Origin of the sequence: Enterobacter sp. FB, from assembly GCF_000805795.1 — a bacterium.
GTDB lineage: Bacteria > Pseudomonadota > Gammaproteobacteria > Enterobacterales > Enterobacteriaceae > Enterobacter > Enterobacter roggenkampii.
In genome coordinates this window covers 74,275-92,669 of record NZ_JSZC01000018.1, presented here as the reverse complement: position 1 = coordinate 92,669, position 18,395 = coordinate 74,275, and the positions used below count along the sequence as shown (strand labels likewise).

Annotated in this window: 18 protein-coding genes and 2 pseudogenes; 13 read left to right on the top strand and 7 right to left on the bottom strand. The window is 57.1% G+C overall.

The window, feature by feature from the left end:
- Window positions 1-42 precede the first annotated feature (42 nt).
- The 4 genes and pseudogenes from PI91_RS24105 (at window position 43) to PI91_RS24090 (ending at window position 4,541) form a co-directional block, all read left to right on the top strand.
- Window positions 43-390 carry a quaternary ammonium compound efflux SMR transporter QacE delta 1 gene (locus PI91_RS24105; RefSeq protein WP_000679427.1) on the top strand — a complete coding sequence of 116 codons (348 nt, stop codon included), beginning with the start codon at window positions 43-45 and terminating at the stop codon, window positions 388-390.
- Window positions 384-1,223 carry a sulfonamide-resistant dihydropteroate synthase Sul1 gene (sul1, locus tag PI91_RS24100; protein WP_000259031.1) on the top strand — a complete coding sequence of 280 codons (840 nt, stop codon included), beginning with the start codon at window positions 384-386 and terminating at the stop codon, window positions 1,221-1,223. Before PI91_RS24105 ends, sul1 (PI91_RS24100) begins: the two co-directional genes overlap by 7 nt.
- A gap of 404 nt (window positions 1,224-1,627) precedes the next feature.
- Window positions 1,628-3,169, top strand: coding sequence for an IS91-like element ISCR1 family transposase (locus tag PI91_RS24095; RefSeq protein ID WP_000050481.1), 1,542 nt, complete (start codon window positions 1,628-1,630; stop codon window positions 3,167-3,169).
- A gap of 464 nt (window positions 3,170-3,633) precedes the next feature.
- Window positions 3,634-4,541: pseudogene (locus PI91_RS24090) on the top strand (SDR family oxidoreductase).
- 91 nt (window positions 4,542-4,632) lie between these two features.
- On the opposite strand, the gene PI91_RS24085 reads toward PI91_RS24090, so the two are convergent.
- Both PI91_RS24085 and PI91_RS25225 read right to left on the bottom strand, forming a co-directional pair.
- On the bottom strand, window positions 4,633-5,277 hold the full coding sequence (locus tag PI91_RS24085; RefSeq protein ID WP_001749994.1) for a quinolone resistance pentapeptide repeat protein QnrB6: 645 nt from the start codon (window positions 5,275-5,277) through the stop codon (window positions 4,633-4,635).
- A gap of 94 nt (window positions 5,278-5,371) precedes the next feature.
- Window positions 5,372-5,482: pseudogene (locus PI91_RS25225) on the bottom strand (helix-turn-helix domain-containing protein); the annotation flags it as partial.
- Window positions 5,483-5,507: 25 nt separating this feature from the next.
- On the opposite strand from PI91_RS25225, the gene PI91_RS24080 reads away from it, so the two are divergent.
- The 4 genes from PI91_RS24080 to PI91_RS24065 all read left to right on the top strand — a co-directional run bounded on the left by PI91_RS24080 (window position 5,508) and on the right by PI91_RS24065 (window position 8,587).
- Window positions 5,508-5,855: a quaternary ammonium compound efflux SMR transporter QacE delta 1 gene (locus tag PI91_RS24080; protein WP_000679427.1), complete on the top strand. Its 348-nt coding sequence runs from the start codon at window positions 5,508-5,510 to the stop codon at window positions 5,853-5,855.
- Window positions 5,849-6,688 carry a sulfonamide-resistant dihydropteroate synthase Sul1 gene (sul1, locus tag PI91_RS24075; RefSeq protein WP_000259031.1) on the top strand — a complete coding sequence of 280 codons (840 nt, stop codon included), beginning with the start codon at window positions 5,849-5,851 and terminating at the stop codon, window positions 6,686-6,688. The genes PI91_RS24080 and sul1 (PI91_RS24075) overlap by 7 nt, the downstream gene beginning before the upstream one ends.
- 127 nt (window positions 6,689-6,815) lie before the next feature.
- Window positions 6,816-7,316 (top strand): GNAT family N-acetyltransferase, encoded by a 501-nt coding sequence (locus PI91_RS24070; protein WP_000376623.1) that lies wholly within the window; start codon window positions 6,816-6,818, stop codon window positions 7,314-7,316.
- A 506-nt stretch (window positions 7,317-7,822) separates the two neighbouring features.
- Entirely contained in the window at window positions 7,823-8,587 is a 765-nt protein-coding gene (locus tag PI91_RS24065; protein ID WP_001389365.1) for an IS6-like element IS6100 family transposase, read from the top strand.
- Between the two features lie 492 nt (window positions 8,588-9,079).
- Here PI91_RS24065 and mphR(A) read toward each other — a convergent pair whose 3' ends face one another.
- From mphR(A) to PI91_RS24040, 4 genes are all read right to left on the bottom strand, one after another.
- Window positions 9,080-9,664, bottom strand: a complete 585-nt coding sequence (gene mphR(A), locus PI91_RS24055; RefSeq protein WP_001137892.1) for a macrolide-binding transcriptional repressor MphR(A) — start codon at window positions 9,662-9,664, stop codon at window positions 9,080-9,082.
- A complete protein-coding gene (mrx(A), locus tag PI91_RS24050) occupies window positions 9,664-10,902 on the bottom strand; it encodes a macrolide resistance MFS transporter Mrx(A) (protein ID WP_000004159.1) in 1,239 nt (412 codons plus the stop codon). Before mrx(A) ends, mphR(A) begins: the two co-directional genes overlap by 1 nt.
- The gene (locus PI91_RS24045; protein WP_000219391.1) at window positions 10,899-11,804 is read right to left on the bottom strand and encodes an Mph(A) family macrolide 2'-phosphotransferase; all 906 of its coding nucleotides are present in this window, start codon (window positions 11,802-11,804) and stop codon (window positions 10,899-10,901) included. The genes mrx(A) and PI91_RS24045 overlap by 4 nt, the downstream gene beginning before the upstream one ends.
- 121 nt (window positions 11,805-11,925) lie before the next feature.
- On the bottom strand, window positions 11,926-12,630 hold the full coding sequence (locus PI91_RS24040) for an IS6-like element IS26 family transposase (RefSeq protein ID WP_001067855.1): 705 nt from the start codon (window positions 12,628-12,630) through the stop codon (window positions 11,926-11,928).
- 232 nt (window positions 12,631-12,862) lie between these two features.
- On the opposite strand from PI91_RS24040, the gene aac(3)-IId reads away from it, so the two are divergent.
- On the top strand, window positions 12,863-13,723 hold the full coding sequence (gene aac(3)-IId / locus PI91_RS24035; RefSeq protein ID WP_000557454.1) for an aminoglycoside N-acetyltransferase AAC(3)-IId: 861 nt from the start codon (window positions 12,863-12,865) through the stop codon (window positions 13,721-13,723).
- 12 nt (window positions 13,724-13,735) lie between these two features.
- Window positions 13,736-14,278, top strand: a complete 543-nt coding sequence (locus tag PI91_RS24030) for an AAA family ATPase (protein WP_000587837.1) — start codon at window positions 13,736-13,738, stop codon at window positions 14,276-14,278.
- Window positions 14,279-14,759: 481 nt separating this feature from the next.
- On the opposite strand, the gene PI91_RS24025 is transcribed toward PI91_RS24030, so the two are convergent.
- Window positions 14,760-14,951, bottom strand: coding sequence for a hypothetical protein (locus tag PI91_RS24025; RefSeq protein WP_000951934.1), 192 nt, complete (start codon window positions 14,949-14,951; stop codon window positions 14,760-14,762).
- A gap of 23 nt (window positions 14,952-14,974) precedes the next feature.
- Between PI91_RS24025 and PI91_RS24020 the strand changes: the two genes are divergently transcribed.
- From PI91_RS24020 to PI91_RS24010, 3 genes are all read left to right on the top strand, one after another.
- Window positions 14,975-15,202, top strand: coding sequence for a hypothetical protein (locus tag PI91_RS24020; protein ID WP_000248278.1), 228 nt, complete (start codon window positions 14,975-14,977; stop codon window positions 15,200-15,202).
- A 50-nt stretch (window positions 15,203-15,252) separates the two neighbouring features.
- Window positions 15,253-16,389: a DUF3883 domain-containing protein gene (locus PI91_RS24015; RefSeq protein WP_000080861.1), complete on the top strand. Its 1,137-nt coding sequence runs from the start codon at window positions 15,253-15,255 to the stop codon at window positions 16,387-16,389.
- 114 nt (window positions 16,390-16,503) lie between these two features.
- A complete protein-coding gene (locus tag PI91_RS24010) occupies window positions 16,504-17,874 on the top strand; it encodes an IS1182-like element ISCfr1 family transposase (protein ID WP_000971921.1) in 1,371 nt (456 codons plus the stop codon).
- Window positions 17,875-18,395: the final 521 nt, after the last annotated feature.

The following is an 18,395-nucleotide window of genomic DNA, read 5'->3' as shown; positions in this document are numbered from 1 at the left end:
TAAGCGTGCATAATAAGCCCTACACAAATTGGGAGATATATCATGAAAGGCTGGCTTTTTCTTGTTATCGCAATAGTTGGCGAAGTAATCGCAACATCCGCATTAAAATCTAGCGAGGGCTTTACTAAGCTTGCCCCTTCCGCCGTTGTCATAATCGGTTATGGCATCGCATTTTATTTTCTTTCTCTGGTTCTGAAATCCATCCCTGTCGGTGTTGCTTATGCAGTCTGGTCGGGACTCGGCGTCGTCATAATTACAGCCATTGCCTGGTTGCTTCATGGGCAAAAGCTTGATGCGTGGGGCTTTGTAGGTATGGGGCTCATAATTGCTGCCTTTTTGCTCGCCCGATCCCCATCGTGGAAGTCGCTGCGGAGGCCGACGCCATGGTGACGGTGTTCGGCATTCTGAATCTCACCGAGGACTCCTTCTTCGATGAGAGCCGGCGGCTAGACCCCGCCGGCGCTGTCACCGCGGCGATCGAAATGCTGCGAGTCGGATCAGACGTCGTGGATGTCGGACCGGCCGCCAGCCATCCGGACGCGAGGCCTGTATCGCCGGCCGATGAGATCAGACGTATTGCGCCGCTCTTAGACGCCCTGTCCGATCAGATGCACCGTGTTTCAATCGACAGCTTCCAACCGGAAACCCAGCGCTATGCGCTCAAGCGCGGCGTGGGCTACCTGAACGATATCCAAGGATTTCCTGACCCTGCGCTCTATCCCGATATTGCTGAGGCGGACTGCAGGCTGGTGGTTATGCACTCAGCGCAGCGGGATGGCATCGCCACCCGCACCGGTCACCTTCGACCCGAAGACGCGCTCGACGAGATTGTGCGGTTCTTCGAGGCGCGGGTTTCCGCCTTGCGACGGAGCGGGGTCGCTGCCGACCGGCTCATCCTCGATCCGGGGATGGGATTTTTCTTGAGCCCCGCACCGGAAACATCGCTGCACGTGCTGTCGAACCTTCAAAAGCTGAAGTCGGCGTTGGGGCTTCCGCTATTGGTCTCGGTGTCGCGGAAATCCTTCTTGGGCGCCACCGTTGGCCTTCCTGTAAAGGATCTGGGTCCAGCGAGCCTTGCGGCGGAACTTCACGCGATCGGCAATGGCGCTGACTACGTCCGCACCCACGCGCCTGGAGATCTGCGAAGCGCAATCACCTTCTCGGAAACCCTCGCGAAATTTCGCAGTCGCGACGCCAGAGACCGAGGGTTAGATCATGCCTAGCATTCACCTTCCGGCCGCCCGCTAAATATCTCCTTTTGGGTTGTTAATAAAACATCCAATAAGTTGACTGTGCGTGAAAAAGAAAGTTTTGTGTGATGGCGTTGAAGATCGCACCGTTAAGCTCTTATGTGGGATGGTGCAGAGCTCGACGACTACCGATAAAACGCAACCGCCGCAAACAGACAAGAAAAAGCCCCAACTGATAACAGTTGGGGCTTCAGTATTGTGATTGGTGGAGCAATAGCACCCTGAACCCAAAACCTTCTCGCTCAACCGGTAGTGGCTGATAACAACTCGTGAGGGCTATTGCGGGTTAAGCATTTAGCGATGTCTAGGGCCAGACTGGACGTCTGAACGCAAGCCGCTGATACTGTACATAACCACAGTATCAGCGGAGGATACCCATGTCGCTGGCAAGGAACGCCACGGCGAGTCAATCGCCCACTCAAACAAACGGTTACGAACGCCACCAACCCGACCAGACGCTGCTCTACCAGCTGGTTGAGCAGCACTACCCAGCCTTCAAAGCCTCACTCGAAGCCCAAGGTCAACACCTGCCTCGCTACATCCAACAAGAATTCAACGACCTCCTCCAATGTGGCCGTCTGGAGTATGGTTTCATGCGGGTTCGCTGCGAGGATTGTCATCACGAGCGTCTGGTCGCCTTCAGCTGTAAACGACGCGGCTTTTGCCCTAGCTGCGGTGCCCGCCGGATGGCCGAGAGTGCGGCGCTGCTGATAGACGAAGTCTTCCCCAAGGAGCCCATTCGCCAGTGGGTGCTCAGCTTTCCTTTCCAGCTACGCTTTTTGCTGGCTCGCCATCCCCAGCTGATGGGCCAGGTCTTGAGTATCGTCTATCGTACACTCTCAACTCATCTGATCAAAAAAGCCGGTTACACCAAAGCCTCTGCACAAACTGGCTCAGTGACTCTTATCCAACGCTTTGGCTCCGCGCTAAATCTCAATGTCCACTACCACATGCTGTTTCTCGATGGTGTCTATGCCGAAGATGACTATGGCAAGCAACGCTTCCATCGTGTCAAGGCACCCACTTACGATGAGCTGAATACGCTCGCTCACACCCTCAGCCATCGCATCGCTCGCTGCATGGAAAAGCGTGGGATTTTGGAGCGTGATGCCGAGAATACGTGGTTGACACTGGAAGAGGGCGAAGACGATACGCTGACTCAATTACATGGTGCTTCGGTTACGTATCGCATTGCCGTCGGCCCCCAGCAAGGGCGCAAAGTCTTCACCCTGCAAACCTTGCCAGGGCGTGAGGATAAAGCCGACTCAAGCAGTCGAGTAGCCAACCATGCTGGTTTCTCGCTACACGCCGGTGTGATGGCCGAAGCGCATCAGCGGGATAAGCTTGAGCGCTTGTGTCGCTACATTAGTCGGCCAGCGGTTTCAGAAAAACGTCTGGCATTAACCGCCAATGGGCAGGTGCGTTACGAGCTCAAAACTCCGTACCGCAATGGCACCACCCATGTGATCTTCGAGCCGCTGGACTTCATCGCCAAACTCGCTGCGTTGGTACCTAAGCCGCGAGTCAACCTCACACGCTTCCACGGCGTCTTTGCACCGAACAGCAAACACCGAGTTCAAGTAACACCCGCCAAGCGGGGCAAGAAGCCCGACAAATCGGAAGGTCTCGATACTAACTGGCGTGACAAGAGTCCTGCAGAGCGCCACCGCGCCATGACCTGGATGCAACGCCTCAAGCGAGTCTTCAATATTGATATTGAAGTCTGCGAACACTGCGGCGGTCACGTCAAAGTGATTGCCAGCATCGAAGATCCGAAGGTCATTGAGCAGATTCTCAAGCATCTGAAACAGAAAACAGCCAAGGCGAATGCCGCCAAGCAGCGTGAGCTGCCACCAGAACGAGCGCCGCCACTGACTCCCAGCCTGTTCGATCCATCACAGAGTCGTCTCTTTGACTGACGACCCCAAATCCAACACTGCTCAACACTGCCAACTTTTAAACGGGGCGGTGGGGCAGTTTGTATCTCTCGAGCTATCAGGCTAGAGATTTTACCGCCAAATCGAACCTTATTAGAGCGGTTTAGGCTGGACCGGCAGTTAAAATTGGGGCTTGAGCGGTAAACGAGTGAGGGAATTTCAGGTAAGATACTTCGGATGAGGAGCAAAAAGGTGGTTTATACTTCCTATACCCCAGATTGAGATGTTAAGTGTGGTTGCTATTTATTAACACTGCGAACTGGATAAGTCTCAAATAATATTTTTTAAATTAAATCTAACGTTGGTGGGGATATAAGCGCAACGGTAGAGGAAAGTAGGGAGGGTAATATTCCGAGAAAATTAAGTGTAGCTGGATAATATAGGTCATACCATTCATTTTGGTCTACGATTATTAGTCTTTGTGATAAATAATGAGAGGTAATTGAATGGCTGGCTTAAACAAGGAAAAAAAGACCATCAATAAAACCAATTCTGCGCGTTTTCCGGCGCCGCCTTTTCAACAGCAGCAGCAGCCCTTTCCCGGGCTGGCGGGGAAAATGCAACCGCGCCCCGATCATGGAGAAGACAGCTATCAGGGAAGCGGTCGCCTGAATGGGCGCAAGGTATTAATTACCGGTGGGGATTCAGGGATTGGTCGTGCTGTTGCTATTGCCTATGCTCGTGAAGGCGCTGATGTTGCGATTAACTATTTACCTGAAGAAGAAGACGATGCGCGTGAAGTGGTCGATCTGATAAAAAAGCAGGCAGAAATGTTTTGGCCATCCCCGGCGATATCCGTGATGAGGCTTTTTGCGGTCATCTGGTAACACAGGCGGTAAAAGGACTGGGAGGGTTGGATATCCTCGTCAATAATGCGGGTCGTCAGCAATTTTGTGAGTCAATTGAGGAACTCACCACAGAAGACTTCGACGCAACATTCAAAACCAATGTTTACGCTATGTTTTGGATCACCAAAGCGGCCATACCCCATCTTTCACCAGACAGCGTGATAATTAATACCTCCTCCGTACAGGCTTATGAGCCAAGTGAAATCTTGCTTGATTATGCTCAGACTAAAGCAGCTATCGTGGCATTTACTAAATCGCTGGCGAAACAGCTGGCCCCGAAAGGGATCCGTGTCAATGCCGTCGCGCCGGGTCCATACTGGACTGTACTGCAGTGCTGTGGTGGTCAACCGCAGGAAAAGGTGGAGAAATTTGGGGCAAATGCGCCGCTGGGACGCCCTGGTCAACCGGTGGAAATCGCGCCGCTTTATGTCACCCTGGCCGCTCGGGAGAACAGCTATACGTCTGGTCAGGTCTGGTGTTCTGATGGGGGGACCGGAACCCTCTAACGTTTACGCTCTGTGCGTCGAAAGTGACTTTTAAGGCAAGGGCGGACACTATTGTATAAGGGCGGGAGCGGTACTTACCGCTCCGTGAATGCTAACCAATCACCGCGATGCCAAGCCGCTCCATGAGCAACGACGCCTGGTAGTTGTCCAGCTTAACGCCTTGTAAATCAACGCCCCGAATATCTAAGTCACCCAACTCCGAATTGGTCAGATCGCAATGTGTGAAGTTCGCTGCTCGCCAGTCGAAAGTCGAAAACTCGCCGCCGGAGAGATCTGAACCACTGAACGTCGCGCCCAGTACCTGGGCACCCATCCAACGGTTTTCCCACAGCTCACACTTTTCCAACACGACTTTCGAAAAATTGGCGTAGCTTAGATTGGTATTCGTGATATATGCGCTACAAAACCAGGTGCGCGTGGTGATCATATTCATAAAGCTTGCGCCGCGGAAATCTGCGCCTTGTGCGCGGCAGTGGCGAATTTCAATGCCCAGCGCACTGGCATTGCGAAAATCCGCCATGGATAAATCACAGCTTTTAAAAATGGCATCTTTCAGCATCGCACGACTAAAATTGCACCCTTTCTGGCTTTCACGATCATAGAACTGACAGCCGATAAATTCAGTGCCGCTCAGGTCGGCACCTGAAAAATCACAGTTAAAAAATGTACTATTTTCAATTTTCTCACCGGTGAAACGGTTTCTGTCAATTTTTTCGCCAACGAGTGCCAGAGCCATATTTGTACCTGTTTTTTTATACAGTAATGGCGTCATGGTAAACCCTGATGGGGTTATGCGTCAAATCCGCCAATATGACATCTGCAAATGTGCGTTAAATCTGGTGTTTTTTCAGCAAAGCGCGAAGCTGATGGTAAGTCAGCCCCAGTAATTCAGCGGCTTTTTTCTGGTTAAATTTTGCCTGCTGTAAGCCGTGCATAATAAGCCCTACACAAATTGGGAGATATATCATGAAAGGCTGGCTTTTTCTTGTTATCGCAATAGTTGGCGAAGTAATCGCAACATCCGCATTAAAATCTAGCGAGGGCTTTACTAAGCTTGCCCCTTCCGCCGTTGTCATAATCGGTTATGGCATCGCATTTTATTTTCTTTCTCTGGTTCTGAAATCCATCCCTGTCGGTGTTGCTTATGCAGTCTGGTCGGGACTCGGCGTCGTCATAATTACAGCCATTGCCTGGTTGCTTCATGGGCAAAAGCTTGATGCGTGGGGCTTTGTAGGTATGGGGCTCATAATTGCTGCCTTTTTGCTCGCCCGATCCCCATCGTGGAAGTCGCTGCGGAGGCCGACGCCATGGTGACGGTGTTCGGCATTCTGAATCTCACCGAGGACTCCTTCTTCGATGAGAGCCGGCGGCTAGACCCCGCCGGCGCTGTCACCGCGGCGATCGAAATGCTGCGAGTCGGATCAGACGTCGTGGATGTCGGACCGGCCGCCAGCCATCCGGACGCGAGGCCTGTATCGCCGGCCGATGAGATCAGACGTATTGCGCCGCTCTTAGACGCCCTGTCCGATCAGATGCACCGTGTTTCAATCGACAGCTTCCAACCGGAAACCCAGCGCTATGCGCTCAAGCGCGGCGTGGGCTACCTGAACGATATCCAAGGATTTCCTGACCCTGCGCTCTATCCCGATATTGCTGAGGCGGACTGCAGGCTGGTGGTTATGCACTCAGCGCAGCGGGATGGCATCGCCACCCGCACCGGTCACCTTCGACCCGAAGACGCGCTCGACGAGATTGTGCGGTTCTTCGAGGCGCGGGTTTCCGCCTTGCGACGGAGCGGGGTCGCTGCCGACCGGCTCATCCTCGATCCGGGGATGGGATTTTTCTTGAGCCCCGCACCGGAAACATCGCTGCACGTGCTGTCGAACCTTCAAAAGCTGAAGTCGGCGTTGGGGCTTCCGCTATTGGTCTCGGTGTCGCGGAAATCCTTCTTGGGCGCCACCGTTGGCCTTCCTGTAAAGGATCTGGGTCCAGCGAGCCTTGCGGCGGAACTTCACGCGATCGGCAATGGCGCTGACTACGTCCGCACCCACGCGCCTGGAGATCTGCGAAGCGCAATCACCTTCTCGGAAACCCTCGCGAAATTTCGCAGTCGCGACGCCAGAGACCGAGGGTTAGATCATGCCTAGCATTCACCTTCCGGCCGCCCGCTAGCGGACCCTGGTCAGGTTCCGCGAAGGTGGGCGCAGACATGCTGGGCTCGTCAGGATCAAACTGCACTATGAGGCGGCGGTTCATACCGCGCCAGGGGAGCGAATGGACAGCGAGGAGCCTCCGAACGTTCGGGTCGCCTGCTCGGGTGATATCGACGAGGTTGTGCGGCTGATGCACGACGCTGCGGCGTGGATGTCCGCCAAGGGAACGCCCGCCTGGGACGTCGCGCGGATCGACCGGACATTCGCGGAGACCTTCGTCCTGAGATCCGAGCTCCTAGTCGCGAGTTGCAGCGACGGCATCGTCGGCTGTTGCACCTTGTCGGCCGAGGATCCCGAGTTCTGGCCCGACGCCCTCAAGGGGGAGGCCGCATATCTGCACAAGCTCGCGGTGCGACGGACACATGCGGGCCGGGGTGTCAGCTCCGCGCTGATCGAGGCTTGCCGCCATGCCGCGCGAACGCAGGGGTGCGCCAAGCTGCGGCTCGACTGCCACCCGAACCTGCGTGGCCTATACGAGCGGCTCGGATTCACCCACGTCGACACTTTCAATCCCGGCTGGGATCCAACCTTCATCGCAGAACGCCTAGAACTCGAAATCTAACGTCCGTTCGGGCATCGAGGTCCATGTCGGGGTGGGACGGGCCCGTGGCTTCAAGATCACTTGCAGTCCGACCGCGATGTCTTGGTTGCGCGAGAGGTTGTCGATATCCTCCACTTCCATCATCAACCCTGGATAATGCCGCCGCCGTCATCGCCGCCGACGCCCGTGCCGGGCTTTTCGGGCCTGTCAGGCTTGCTCGGCCTTCAGCCTGCCTGGGCGAGATCTCCGGCGGACGGATTAACGGCGGAGCTTCGCCGCCTTTCGTGCGTGTGAAGGCCGAAGATAGTTCTCTCAAAAACATCCGTTTATGAGAGATACCAAATGTCATTTTCAGAAGACGACTGCACCAGTTGATTGGGCGTAATGGCTGTTGTGCAGCCAGCTCCTGACAGTTCAATATCAGAAGTGATCTGCACCAATCTCGACTATGCTCAATACTCGTGTGGGCTCTGTTGCAAAAATCGTGAAGCTTGAGCATGCTTGGCGGAGATTGGACGGACGGAACGATGACGGATTTCAAGTGGCGCCATTTCCAGGGTGATGTGATCCTGTGGGCGGTGCGCTGGTATTGTCGCTATCCGATCAGCTATCGCGACCTTGAGGAAATGCTGGCGGAACGCGGCATTTCGGTCGACCATACGACGATCTATCGCTGGGTCCAGTGCTACGCCCCGGAGATGGAGAAGCGGCTGCGCTGGTTCTGGCGGCGTGGCTTTGATCCGAGCTGGCGCCTGGATGAAACCTACGTCAAGGTGCGGGGCAAGTGGACCTACCTGTACCGGGCAGTCGACAAGCGGGGCGACACGATCGATTTCTACCTGTCGCCGACCCGCAGCGCCAAGGCAGCGAAGCGGTTCCTGGGCAAGGCCCTGCGAGGCCTGAAGCACTGGGAAAAGCCTGCCACGCTCAATACCGACAAAGCGCCGAGCTATGGTGCAGCGATCACCGAATTGAAGCGCGAAGGAAAGCTGGACCGGGAGACGGCCCACCGGCAGGTGAAGTATCTCAATAACGTGATCGAGGCCGATCACGGAAAGCTCAAGATACTGATCAAGCCGGTGCGCGGTTTCAAATCGATCCCCACGGCCTATGCCACGATCAAGGGATTCGAAGTCATGCGAGCCCTGCGCAAAGGACAGGCTCGCCCCTGGTGCCTGCAGCCCGGCATCAGGGGCGAGGTGCGCCTTGTGGAGAGAGCTTTTGGCATTGGGCCCTCGGCGCTGACGGAGGCCATGGGCATGCTCAACCACCATTTCGCAGCAGCCGCCTGATCGGCGCAGAGCGACAGCCTACCTCTGACTGCCGCCAATCTTTGCAACAGAGCCCGCCGTGCTAGTCTGCTCGGTGATGGTGGAGTGAAGCCAACCCGCAATCGGGTTATGAATCTGCATCGCGATTCGCAATCAGCTGTCTCTTGAGCATGTCGAACTCCTGCGATGTTATCTCGCCGTGCTCGTGCTGCTACACCAACTTGTCCAACTCATCCGCCACACCGCTCCCCACCACCTGCGATGGCCAGGTTGTTTGCTGGGCGCATTGGCGGAGTATCGTCTCGACCCGGGACACCCACACCGGCACAACCTTACGGGAGTGATTCACTGTCAAAGAATCGGCCCGGTGCTCTGACGCAAGTATCGGGATGGTCACCATTTGTAAGCCGTAGACCTGAGTGGTGATCAAGACTTCGATACCACCGACCGTACCGGTACTAATCGACGACGGTCGTGTTCGTCGCCTGCCGCAGGGACTCTGCACACCTCCGTTTACGCATGTGCCTGGAGGAGTTGGAAATCGTCGTGTTCGGGAAACATTAAACACAGGATGGCAGCGATCTGAGCCAGCACATGATCAGCTAGCTCACCATCCGGATCGACGGCCCACTGCATCGTCGCGCCAGCGATGACCGAGTGCAGGAGCAACTCAGCTGCCGCAGGAGCACCTGGGGGCAGTCGCTTGCGGATCCCCTCCACCACCGCGCGGTTCCGCTGGATCGCAAGCGTGCGTAGCTCCGGCACCTGGAGCTCGTACCAGGAGATGAGATAGTTCACCGAGAAGTCGTTGCGAGTGTTCATGCTCCGAACGAGCACCTGCAAAAATTCCCAGAGCCCTTGCGGCCCTGCGCCTATCGGTATCGCATTCAGGTAATGCCGCACCTGCTCGACGCCGCGCTCCATCATCCTCACCAGCAGCGTATCGCGGTTGGTGAAGCGCTGGATTAACGCTGCGCGGGAGAGCCCCACCTCCTTTGCTACTCCGCTGAGCGTGAACTCTATGGGACCGCAACGCTTCAGCACTACGGTGGCGGCCTCGAGTACCTCGTCATCGGACTTGAGCTTGGGGCGGGGCATCAGTGTTCACCTTCTGTATGGGTTGGGGCGGAGGCTGTGGCTGCCGCCGCCATTGTAGCAAATTGAAGACGGAGCGAGAGTAGAGCCACGAGCCCCGCAAACACGGCCGATACAACGAGGCCAGGGAGCGGACCAGCAAGGTCGACAAACGCGCCGGCCGCAAGCATAACCATGGGCGAGGCTGACAGCATCACCGCCGAGACCGTGCCGAGTACCCGGCCGAGAAGTTCTGGCGGCGTGCGGTTGTAGATGGCAGCGTTGAGAATGGGAGAGACTGAGCCGGTCAGCAGTCCCACGAGCGCGCCCAACAACATCAGCACCGGCACGCCTGGCAACTGTGAAAGCAGAAGCGAGCCCACCGCAGAGCCACAAAATGCCACCGCCAGCCAGTTCTGCGCTGATATCCGGGCGCCGACCGACGCATGAATGGCAATGCCAAGGAGACCACCAGCCCCCATCATTGAGGAGAACAGCCCGAGCTCTGCTACTTGGCGTCCTGCATCTACAAACAGCGCAGGCATGATGACGCTGCCGTTGGCGCCAACGATGCCCACGAAGATCATCACTATACCAAAGAGAGGGCGCAGCAGGGGTTCGCTCCAGAGAAAAGCGACGCCGGCGCGCATGGAGAGAGTCGCCGTCGTGGTCATCGTCCGAGCGGCACGCGCGGGAAGCACCCACGCGCCGAGCAGACCTGCAAGGACGGAGCAGAACGCCGTCAGCCCGAGCGTTGGCGCAGCGCCAAGCAGGCCGATTGCGGCCCCCCCAAGGGCCGGGCCACCTAGAATCGCGACGTTCCCGATCACCGCTTTCAGTGACGAGACGCGCTCAACGGAGAGCCCGGCGACGTGGCCGAGTTTGGGCAGCTCACTGTCCTGCGCGGCCATACCGGGTGCGTCGAACGCGGCACCGAGCACCACGCAAGCGATCAGCCCAGTGTTCGAGAGGGCGCCAACGGCATCGAGCAGTGGGATGCTCGCCATGGCCACGCCGCCCACCACACCCGAGATCAATGCGACGGGCGCGCGCCCGAACCGATCGACGAGGCCACCACCAACCCACGCGCCGATGATGGTCGCGATGACGCTGCTAGCGGCCGTGGCGCCCGCCCAGGCCGCGCTCTTTGTATGAGACAGGACGAACCATGGAAGCGCGAGGGCCGCCACCGCGTTGCCGATCCGGAAGAGAAAGGTCGCCGCGAACAGCGTCGCGAGCGGGCTATATCGACGTTCGCTCATTCCGCTGCGGCGAGCTGCGCCTTCGCCGCAGCGAGGTACTCTTCGTTACCCGAGTCGAGGGCGAAGAGTGCGTAGGTGACCGCCCCGAACGCAAGGCGCTCCGCGATGTGGTGGGCGAGCCGCGGCCACACCCGGCCACCGGCCGCTTCATACGTGAGGAGGAGCTTCGCGAGCCCCTCTTCACCAAAGACCATAAGGTGCGCGGCCATGTCGATGGCAGGGTCATCAACGCGGGCCTCGCTCCAGTCGATCATCCCGCTGACGCGCTCCGTGTTGTCGATGAGCACATGGCCCACGTAGAGATCGCCATGCACCACCACGGAGAAATCTGGCCACGACGAATCGTCGTCGAGCCAGCGCTGCCACCGGTGGAGGCGCTTGTCGTTCACCACGAACTCGCGTCGGACGCGGTCAACGTCGTCGGCCACCTTCTGACGGGCCTGCGTCGGTGTACGGATGAGCATCCCCGCATCCACGGCGGCGGAAATGGGGACGGCATGCAGGGCGGCGAGCGCGGTCGCGAAGCTCTCCGCGAAGACCTCCGAGTCCTGCGGCACGACCCAGTCGGGCGTGGACGAACCAGGCTGGATGACCATCGCAGTCGAGTCTTCGAGCATGGGATAGGCAACGAGCTCGGCGTTGGCCACGCGCCAGTCCGGCACCGCGAACGGCAGGCGATTCTTGAGCATTGCCAGCACCCGCGCCTCTGGTTCGACCTTCGCGCTTACCTCGGCTCGGCGCGGGATGCGCAGCACCCACCGACGTCCATCGTCGACGGTGGCGATCACGATCCTATAGTCGAGCCCAAGCTCATTGACAGTCAGCGGGCCATGGAGCTTGAGCCCATGTCGGGCTGCAAGTGCGTACAGTTGGGAGGTATCGGCGGTCGTGACTACGGTCATGATTCACTCCTGAGGGCTTGACGGGTTTAGCCACCTAAATGTAACAGTCACGTCGGTTATATTCAATCCGGCACTGTTGCAAAGTTAGCGATGAGGCAGCCTTTTGTCTTATTCAAAGGCCTTACATTTCAAAAACTCTGCTTACCAGGCGCATTTCGCCCAGGGGATCACCATAATAAAATGCTGAGGCCTGGCCTTTGCGTAGTGCACGCATCACCTCAATACCTTTGATGGTGGCGTAAGCCGTCTTCATGGATTTAAATCCCAGCGTGGCGCCGATTATCCGTTTCAGTTTGCCATGATCGCATTCAATCACGTTGTTCCGGTACTTAATCTGTCGGTGTTCAACGTCAGACGGGCACCGGCCTTCGCGTTTGAGCAGAGCAAGCGCGCGACCATAGGCGGGCGCTTTATCCGTGTTGATGAATCGCGGGATCTGCCACTTCTTCACGTTGTTGAGGATTTTACCCAGAAACCGGTATGCAGCTTTGCTGTTACGACGGGAGGAGAGATAAAAATCGACAGTGCGGCCCCGGCTGTCGACGGCCCGGTACAGATACGCCCAGCGGCCATTGACCTTCACGTAGGTTTCATCCATGTGCCACGGGCAAAGATCGGAAGGGTTACGCCAGTACCAGCGCAGCCGTTTTTCCATTTCAGGCGCATAACGCTGAACCCAGCGGTAAATCGTGGAGTGATCGACATTCACTCCGCGTTCAGCCAGCATCTCCTGCAGCTCACGGTAACTGATGCCGTATTTGCAGTACCAGCGTACGGCCCACAGAATGATGTCACGCTGAAAATGCCGGCCTTTGAATGGGTTCATGTGCAGCTCCATCAGCAAAAGGGGATGATAAGTTTATCACCACCGACTATTTGCAACAGTGCCGTTTACTCATATATACTTTAGATTGATTTAAAACTTCATTTTTAATTTAAAAGGATCTAGGTGAAGATCCTTTTTGATAATCTCATGACCAAAATCCCTTAACGTGAGTTTTCGTTCCACTGAGCGTCAGACCCCGTATAGTGTTTTGCAGTTTAGAGGAGATATCGCGATGCATACGCGGAAGGCAATAACGGAGGCGCTTCAAAAACTCGGAGTCCAAACCGGTGACCTCTTGATGGTGCATGCCTCACTTAAAGCGATTGGTCCGGTCGAAGGAGGAGCGGAGACGGTCGTTGCCGCGTTACGCTCCGCGGTTGGGCCGACTGGCACTGTGATGGGATACGCGTCGTGGGACCGATCACCCTACGAGGAGACTCTGAATGGCGCTCGGCTGGATGACGAAGCCCGCCGTACCTGGCTGCCGTTCGATCCCGCAACAGCCGGGACTTACCGTGGGTTCGGCCTGCTGAATCAATTTCTGGTTCAAGCCCCCGGCGCGCGGCGCAGCGCGCACCCCGATGCATCGATGGTCGCGGTTGGTCCGCTGGCTGAAACGCTGACGGAGCCTCACGAACTCGGTCACGCCTTGGGGGAAGGATCGCCCGTCGAGCGGTTCGTTCGCCTTGGCGGGAAGGCCCTGCTGTTGGGTGCGCCGCTAAACTCCGTTACCGCATTGCACTACGCCGAGGCGGTTGCCGATATCCCCAACAAACGGTGGGTGACGTATGAGATGCCGATGCTTGGAAGAGACGGTGAAGTCGCCTGGAAAACGGCATCGGATTACGATTCAAACGGCATTCTCGATTGCTTTGCTATCGAAGGAAAGCCGGATGCGGTTGAAACTATAGCAAATGCTTACGTGAAGCTCGGTCGCCATCGAGAAGGTGTCGTGGGCTTTGCTCAGTGCTACCTGTTCGACGCGCAGGACATCGTGACGTTCGGCGTCACCTATCTTGAGAAGCATTTCGGAACCACTCCGATCGTGCCTCCGCACGAGGCCGTCGAGCGCTCTTGCGAGCCTTCAGGTTAGAGGCCGTCGACAATGATAATCTGGATCAACGGACCTTTCGGCGCCGGAAAGACGACGCTCGCTAAGCGGCTGCGCGATCGGCGTTCCAAATCGCTGATCTTTGACCCCGAGGAAATCGGGTTCGTGGTGAAAGAAACGGTCCCCATGCCAGCGAGCGGAGACTATCAGGATCTCCCCTTGTGGAGGGGACTTACGATCGCGGCGGTCAGGGAGATTCGAAGGAATTACTCGCAGGACATCATCATCCCAATGACGCTCGTGCACCCGGACTATCTGACTGAGATACTCGACGGGGTAAGGCGGATCGACGATCAGCTGCTGCACATCTTTCTGACGCTCAACGAGGACCTATTGCGTCACCGGATCGCGAACCAGACCATGCATCCTGACCCGAATCGAAATGCGGAGATTCGAGAGTGGCGATTAGCGAATGTCGCCCGATGCTTGGCCGCAAGGGAACGGCTTCCATGCACAACCCGTGTTCTCGATAGTGGTGCACACACCAGCGATGAACTCGCAGCGATGGTGCTCGACGGAATCGATGGGCGCACCTGATCGCCTTCGACGCCTGCGCAAAGCGTAGCGCGAGGGTGGCGGGCTCACGACCAAACGCCCAGAGGTCGATCATCGCAGGGATGTTTGGCTTTGTGGTGCGGACGACGGGACTCGAACCCGTACTCTCACAGAGAAGCAGATTTTCGTACCACCTCGACTTTCGCCGCCGTCTGATGACGTTCGTGGTCTGGACTGTCCCTTCGCCATTGCCCGAAGGCTTTAGGCGCCGCCCGTCCAGTCTCTACACCTTCCCCCGAAGGGGCTTGGCTCGGGATTGGCTTAGGGTATTGCCCGTTAGCGTTCCCCGACTTTGAGCGGTTCTACTCCGCGGATTTCCCCGCGGGCACTCCAATTTTAAAGTCTGCTGCGTCTACCGATTTCGCCACGTCCGCCTTTTTTCGCCGTTCCTAGCGCTCGTGCGATGCACCTATGTTGCACCTAGCGCCGAATCGTTCTTCGTCATCCTGAAAAACCACGTCTCCTAAAGCCTTGCATAGCTTATCTTTTCTCCACCACGAACTTTTTTGTGGGATGGTAGAAAAAAAGACTTTTTAAGTCCGCTGGCTTGCCAGGCCTTGTTAGCTTGTACGGTCATGGTTATCGGGTAAAGAATATTGACGGCATCGCTGGTGTCGGTGGCTGAAAAGCCGGCTCCCATCAGGGCAATAGCCATTTCAGATGCAGGCGTACAGGGCAATGGTCAACAGCTACAGCCTGTCTGACGATTCCGGCGTCATGGCTGCGGCGGCTATCACGCATTTTTTGTTCGGTCAGGCGGTGTTTTCGTACCTCAATGGTTGGAGCGTGTTGATCGGACCTGGTACAGGTTTGGACAGCACGGGCTGCAAATACGCAAGGGATTTAATGGGCCTGGTGGCGTTCACGGCTTTTATCGTGACGTTTCTGTTCAGGGGCTACTCATAATCTCGTGGCTCGGCGGTTCCCGGCACACCATGACAGTAAGGAAGGACCCTGTGTCTCAACTCTCCCAGCTTCGAAGCCCCGCCGCCGTGCAGGCTGCCATCGATGAGTTCGTGCAACTGGGCCGCACGAAATTCCTGGCGCGCCACGGCTACGGCAAGTCCCGCGACTTCCTGGTACGTGATCCGAAGACCGGCACCGATTGCGATTCCAAGGCCATCGCCGGTGTGGCCTTCGGCAAGCAATTTCCCGAGCAGGGCCCGCTCACTGCTGACAGCTTCTCCGGTGGCGAGACGACCGTCGTTCCGGCGCTGACGCGGCTCGGGTTTCGCATCATTCGCATCGGCGAAGACTGGTCCGAAGAAGAGGTCCTGGCCACGGTCGAAGACTATTTCGACATGCTGCGTGCCGAGGCGGCTGGGGAGCCGTACCACAAGTCCGAGCACAACCAGGCACTGCGCCAACTGCTGAACGGTCGCAGCAAGTCTTCAGTCGAGCTCAAGCACCAGAACATTAGCGCCGTACTCGATGCCCTGGGCCTGCCCTATATCAACGGCTACAAGCCACGCGGCAACAGCCAACTGCTGCTGCGTAAATCCGTACACGCCTACGTTCTGGAACATCAGCAGACGGTCGGCGCTCTTGTCGATGCCCTGGAGGAGGTAAAACTTCCGGGTGACAAAACCTACCGAGCGGCTTTGGTAGAACCACCCGCCCGTGAAGTGCTTGTGCGTACCCCGGCATCTCTACGGCAACGCCTACCGCGAAAGTTCGATTATGCCGCTCGCGATGAAGCCAACCGCAAGCTGGGCCGGGCAGGGGAGCAGTGGGTGATTGGCTACGAACAGCAACGCCTGACCGAGCTCGGCCACCCAGAGCTTTTTCAGCGGCTGGATTGGGTGTCCGACACCCAGGGAGACGGTGCGGGGTTCGACATCCTGTCGTTCGAAGAGGACGCCCATGAGCGCTTCATCGAGGTGAAAACCACCAATGGCGGGGTAGGCTCGTCTTTCTTGGTCAGCCACAACGAACTCGAATTCTCCAAGGAGGCGGGCGATCAATTCCATCTGTATCGCGTGTTCCAGTTTCGGGACGGTCCGCGCCTGTTCACGCTACCCGGCGACCTCAGCCAACATGTGCATCTCAAGCCGACGGACTACCGGGCGAGTTTCCGGAGTTTGGTGGGGTAAAGGCAGGGTTCTGTTGAGCCGAATGGCTGTGTGCGGCCGATTCTGTTGAAAAAGTAGCGGCCTCCCCATGCCGTTGGCAAAATTGCTTTGTCAGCGAGCGTGGGGGCGAACAGCATGATGGGACAGTTACCGGGAGGACAGCAGCGCCTGTTCTACTCGTTCAATCTGGAAGATCACGTCCCGGCCCAACATCTCCTGCGCAGCATCGACCAGTGCTTGGATCTCAGTGATCTACGTGCCTACCTGGCAGATTTCTATAGCCCCATCGGGCGTCCCTCGATTGACCCGGAGTTGATGGTGCGCATGCTGGTCGTCGGCTACTGCTATGGCATTCGTTCCGAGCGGCGATTGTGCGAAGAGGTGCACCTGAACCTGGCCTATCGCTGGTTCTGCCGGTTGGGTCTGGAAGACGAAGTCCCCAATCACTCGACCTTCTCGAAGAATCGCCATGGGCGTTTTCGTGACAGCGATCTATTCCGCTGGTTATTCAATGAGGTGCTGCGGCGCTGCATGGCAGCCGGCCTAGTCAAGGGTGAAGGTTTCGCCGTCGACGCCAGCATCATTAAGGCGGATGCCAGCCGGCAACGTGGGGTGGCGGGAGATGAGGTCGATTGGAACGATCCAAAGCTCAGCAGCCGCGCAGTGCGCGAGTACCTCGAAGCCCTTGATGAAGAGGCGCTGGCTGAGGCTCTTCCCAAGAAAATTTCGCTCACTGATCCTCAGTCCCGTTGGACAGCAGCGCCAGGTGGCCCGGCCTTTTTTGCCTACTCCACGAATTACCTGATCGACACTGAGCACGGTGTGATCATGGACGTGGAAGCTACCCCGGCGCACCGTACCGCCGAAGTCGATTCGACTAGGACGATGGTCGAGCGTGTCGAGGCGCAGTTCGATCTCACACCGGAACGCCTTATCGGCGATACCGCTTATGGCACCGCCCCGATGCTGGCCTGGATGGTCGAAGAAAAGGACATCGAACCGCATGTGCCGGTGTGGGACAAGACCGAGCGCAAGGACGACAGCCTCTCCAGTAACGACTTTCACTGGAGTCAGGACGCCAATGAATATCGCTGCCCAGCCGGCAAACCGCTACGCAGTGAATGGCGCGCCTTCACCCAGCAAAGGTCGCGGGTAACTAAGGCCAAAACCGTCATTTACCGCTCCAGCCAAACCGACTGCGCCACCTGCCCGTTGAAAGCGAAATGCTGCCCCAACACGCCGAATCGGAAGATCGTCCGCAGCATCCATGAGGCTGCCCGCGACGTGGCTCGACGCATCGCCAAGACACCGGAGTACCTCGTCTCTCGCTGCGAACGAAAGAAGGTGGAGATGCTTTTCGCCCACCTCAAACGGATCATGAAACTCGACCGTTTACGACTGCGTGGCCTAACGGGTGCCACTGACGAATTCACCTTGGCTGCGATGGTGCAGAACCTGCGCCGCATGGCCAAGCTTTTGCCTCAAGGGCCACCGCTGACGGGATAGGTATGCCTGCTACGAGCAGAAACCCTCAAATTAACCCTTAAACCTGAGCAAGGACGCTCAGTGAAACGCCGGAAGGCAACTTGAAGTGGCTTGCAGCCACTTCGACAGCAGGCACACCTGATCGGCAGGCTGCCGCTAAAGCTACTTTTTCAACAGAATCGGCCGATTTGTGCCGGTCGTCAAGGACCGCTTCGGATCACTCTCAACCGGATCGCGGGCCAGCTGATTTGCTAAAACCCGCGCCAAACTCAACGAAGGATTTCGCATGATCCGTTTTTTTTGGCGATCACGCTCGGCCTGATGGTTGGCTGCTCGTCGAGTTCAAGTTCGATCTGATCAGTGAGCGGTAGCGCAAGTGGATCGCCTCAGCCAAGCAGCGTTGTTGCCGGCGGCCGGAAGAAAGCCTTGAACTAGTAGCGGAAAGGATGAAACTTTATTTTTACGATTCTCAGCATTTTCCAAGGTTGAGCGAAAATTAGGATGATACTTTAATGATTCCGGCCTCCATCCCCACAAAACGC

Coding starts and splice junctions, on each gene's coding strand:
- PI91_RS24105 (WP_000679427.1), top strand. CDS start 43: ATGAAAGGCTGGCTTTTTCTTGTTATCGCAATAGTTGGCGAAGTAATC.
- sul1 (WP_000259031.1), top strand. CDS start 384: ATGGTGACGGTGTTCGGCATTCTGAATCTCACCGAGGACTCCTTCTTC.
- PI91_RS24095 (WP_000050481.1), top strand. CDS start 1,628: ATGTCGCTGGCAAGGAACGCCACGGCGAGTCAATCGCCCACTCAAACA.
- PI91_RS24085 (WP_001749994.1), bottom strand. CDS start 5,277: ATGGCTCTGGCACTCGTTGGCGAAAAAATTGACAGAAACCGTTTCACC.
- PI91_RS24080 (WP_000679427.1), top strand. CDS start 5,508: ATGAAAGGCTGGCTTTTTCTTGTTATCGCAATAGTTGGCGAAGTAATC.
- sul1 (WP_000259031.1), top strand. CDS start 5,849: ATGGTGACGGTGTTCGGCATTCTGAATCTCACCGAGGACTCCTTCTTC.
- PI91_RS24070 (WP_000376623.1), top strand. CDS start 6,816: ATGGACAGCGAGGAGCCTCCGAACGTTCGGGTCGCCTGCTCGGGTGAT.
- PI91_RS24065 (WP_001389365.1), top strand. CDS start 7,823: ATGACGGATTTCAAGTGGCGCCATTTCCAGGGTGATGTGATCCTGTGG.
- PI91_RS24045 (WP_000219391.1), bottom strand. CDS start 11,804: ATGACCGTAGTCACGACCGCCGATACCTCCCAACTGTACGCACTTGCA.
- PI91_RS24040 (WP_001067855.1), bottom strand. CDS start 12,630: ATGAACCCATTCAAAGGCCGGCATTTTCAGCGTGACATCATTCTGTGG.
- PI91_RS24030 (WP_000587837.1), top strand. CDS start 13,736: ATGATAATCTGGATCAACGGACCTTTCGGCGCCGGAAAGACGACGCTC.
- PI91_RS24025 (WP_000951934.1), bottom strand. CDS start 14,951: ATGGCTATTGCCCTGATGGGAGCCGGCTTTTCAGCCACCGACACCAGC.
- PI91_RS24020 (WP_000248278.1), top strand. CDS start 14,975: ATGGTCAACAGCTACAGCCTGTCTGACGATTCCGGCGTCATGGCTGCG.
- PI91_RS24010 (WP_000971921.1), top strand. CDS start 16,504: ATGATGGGACAGTTACCGGGAGGACAGCAGCGCCTGTTCTACTCGTTC.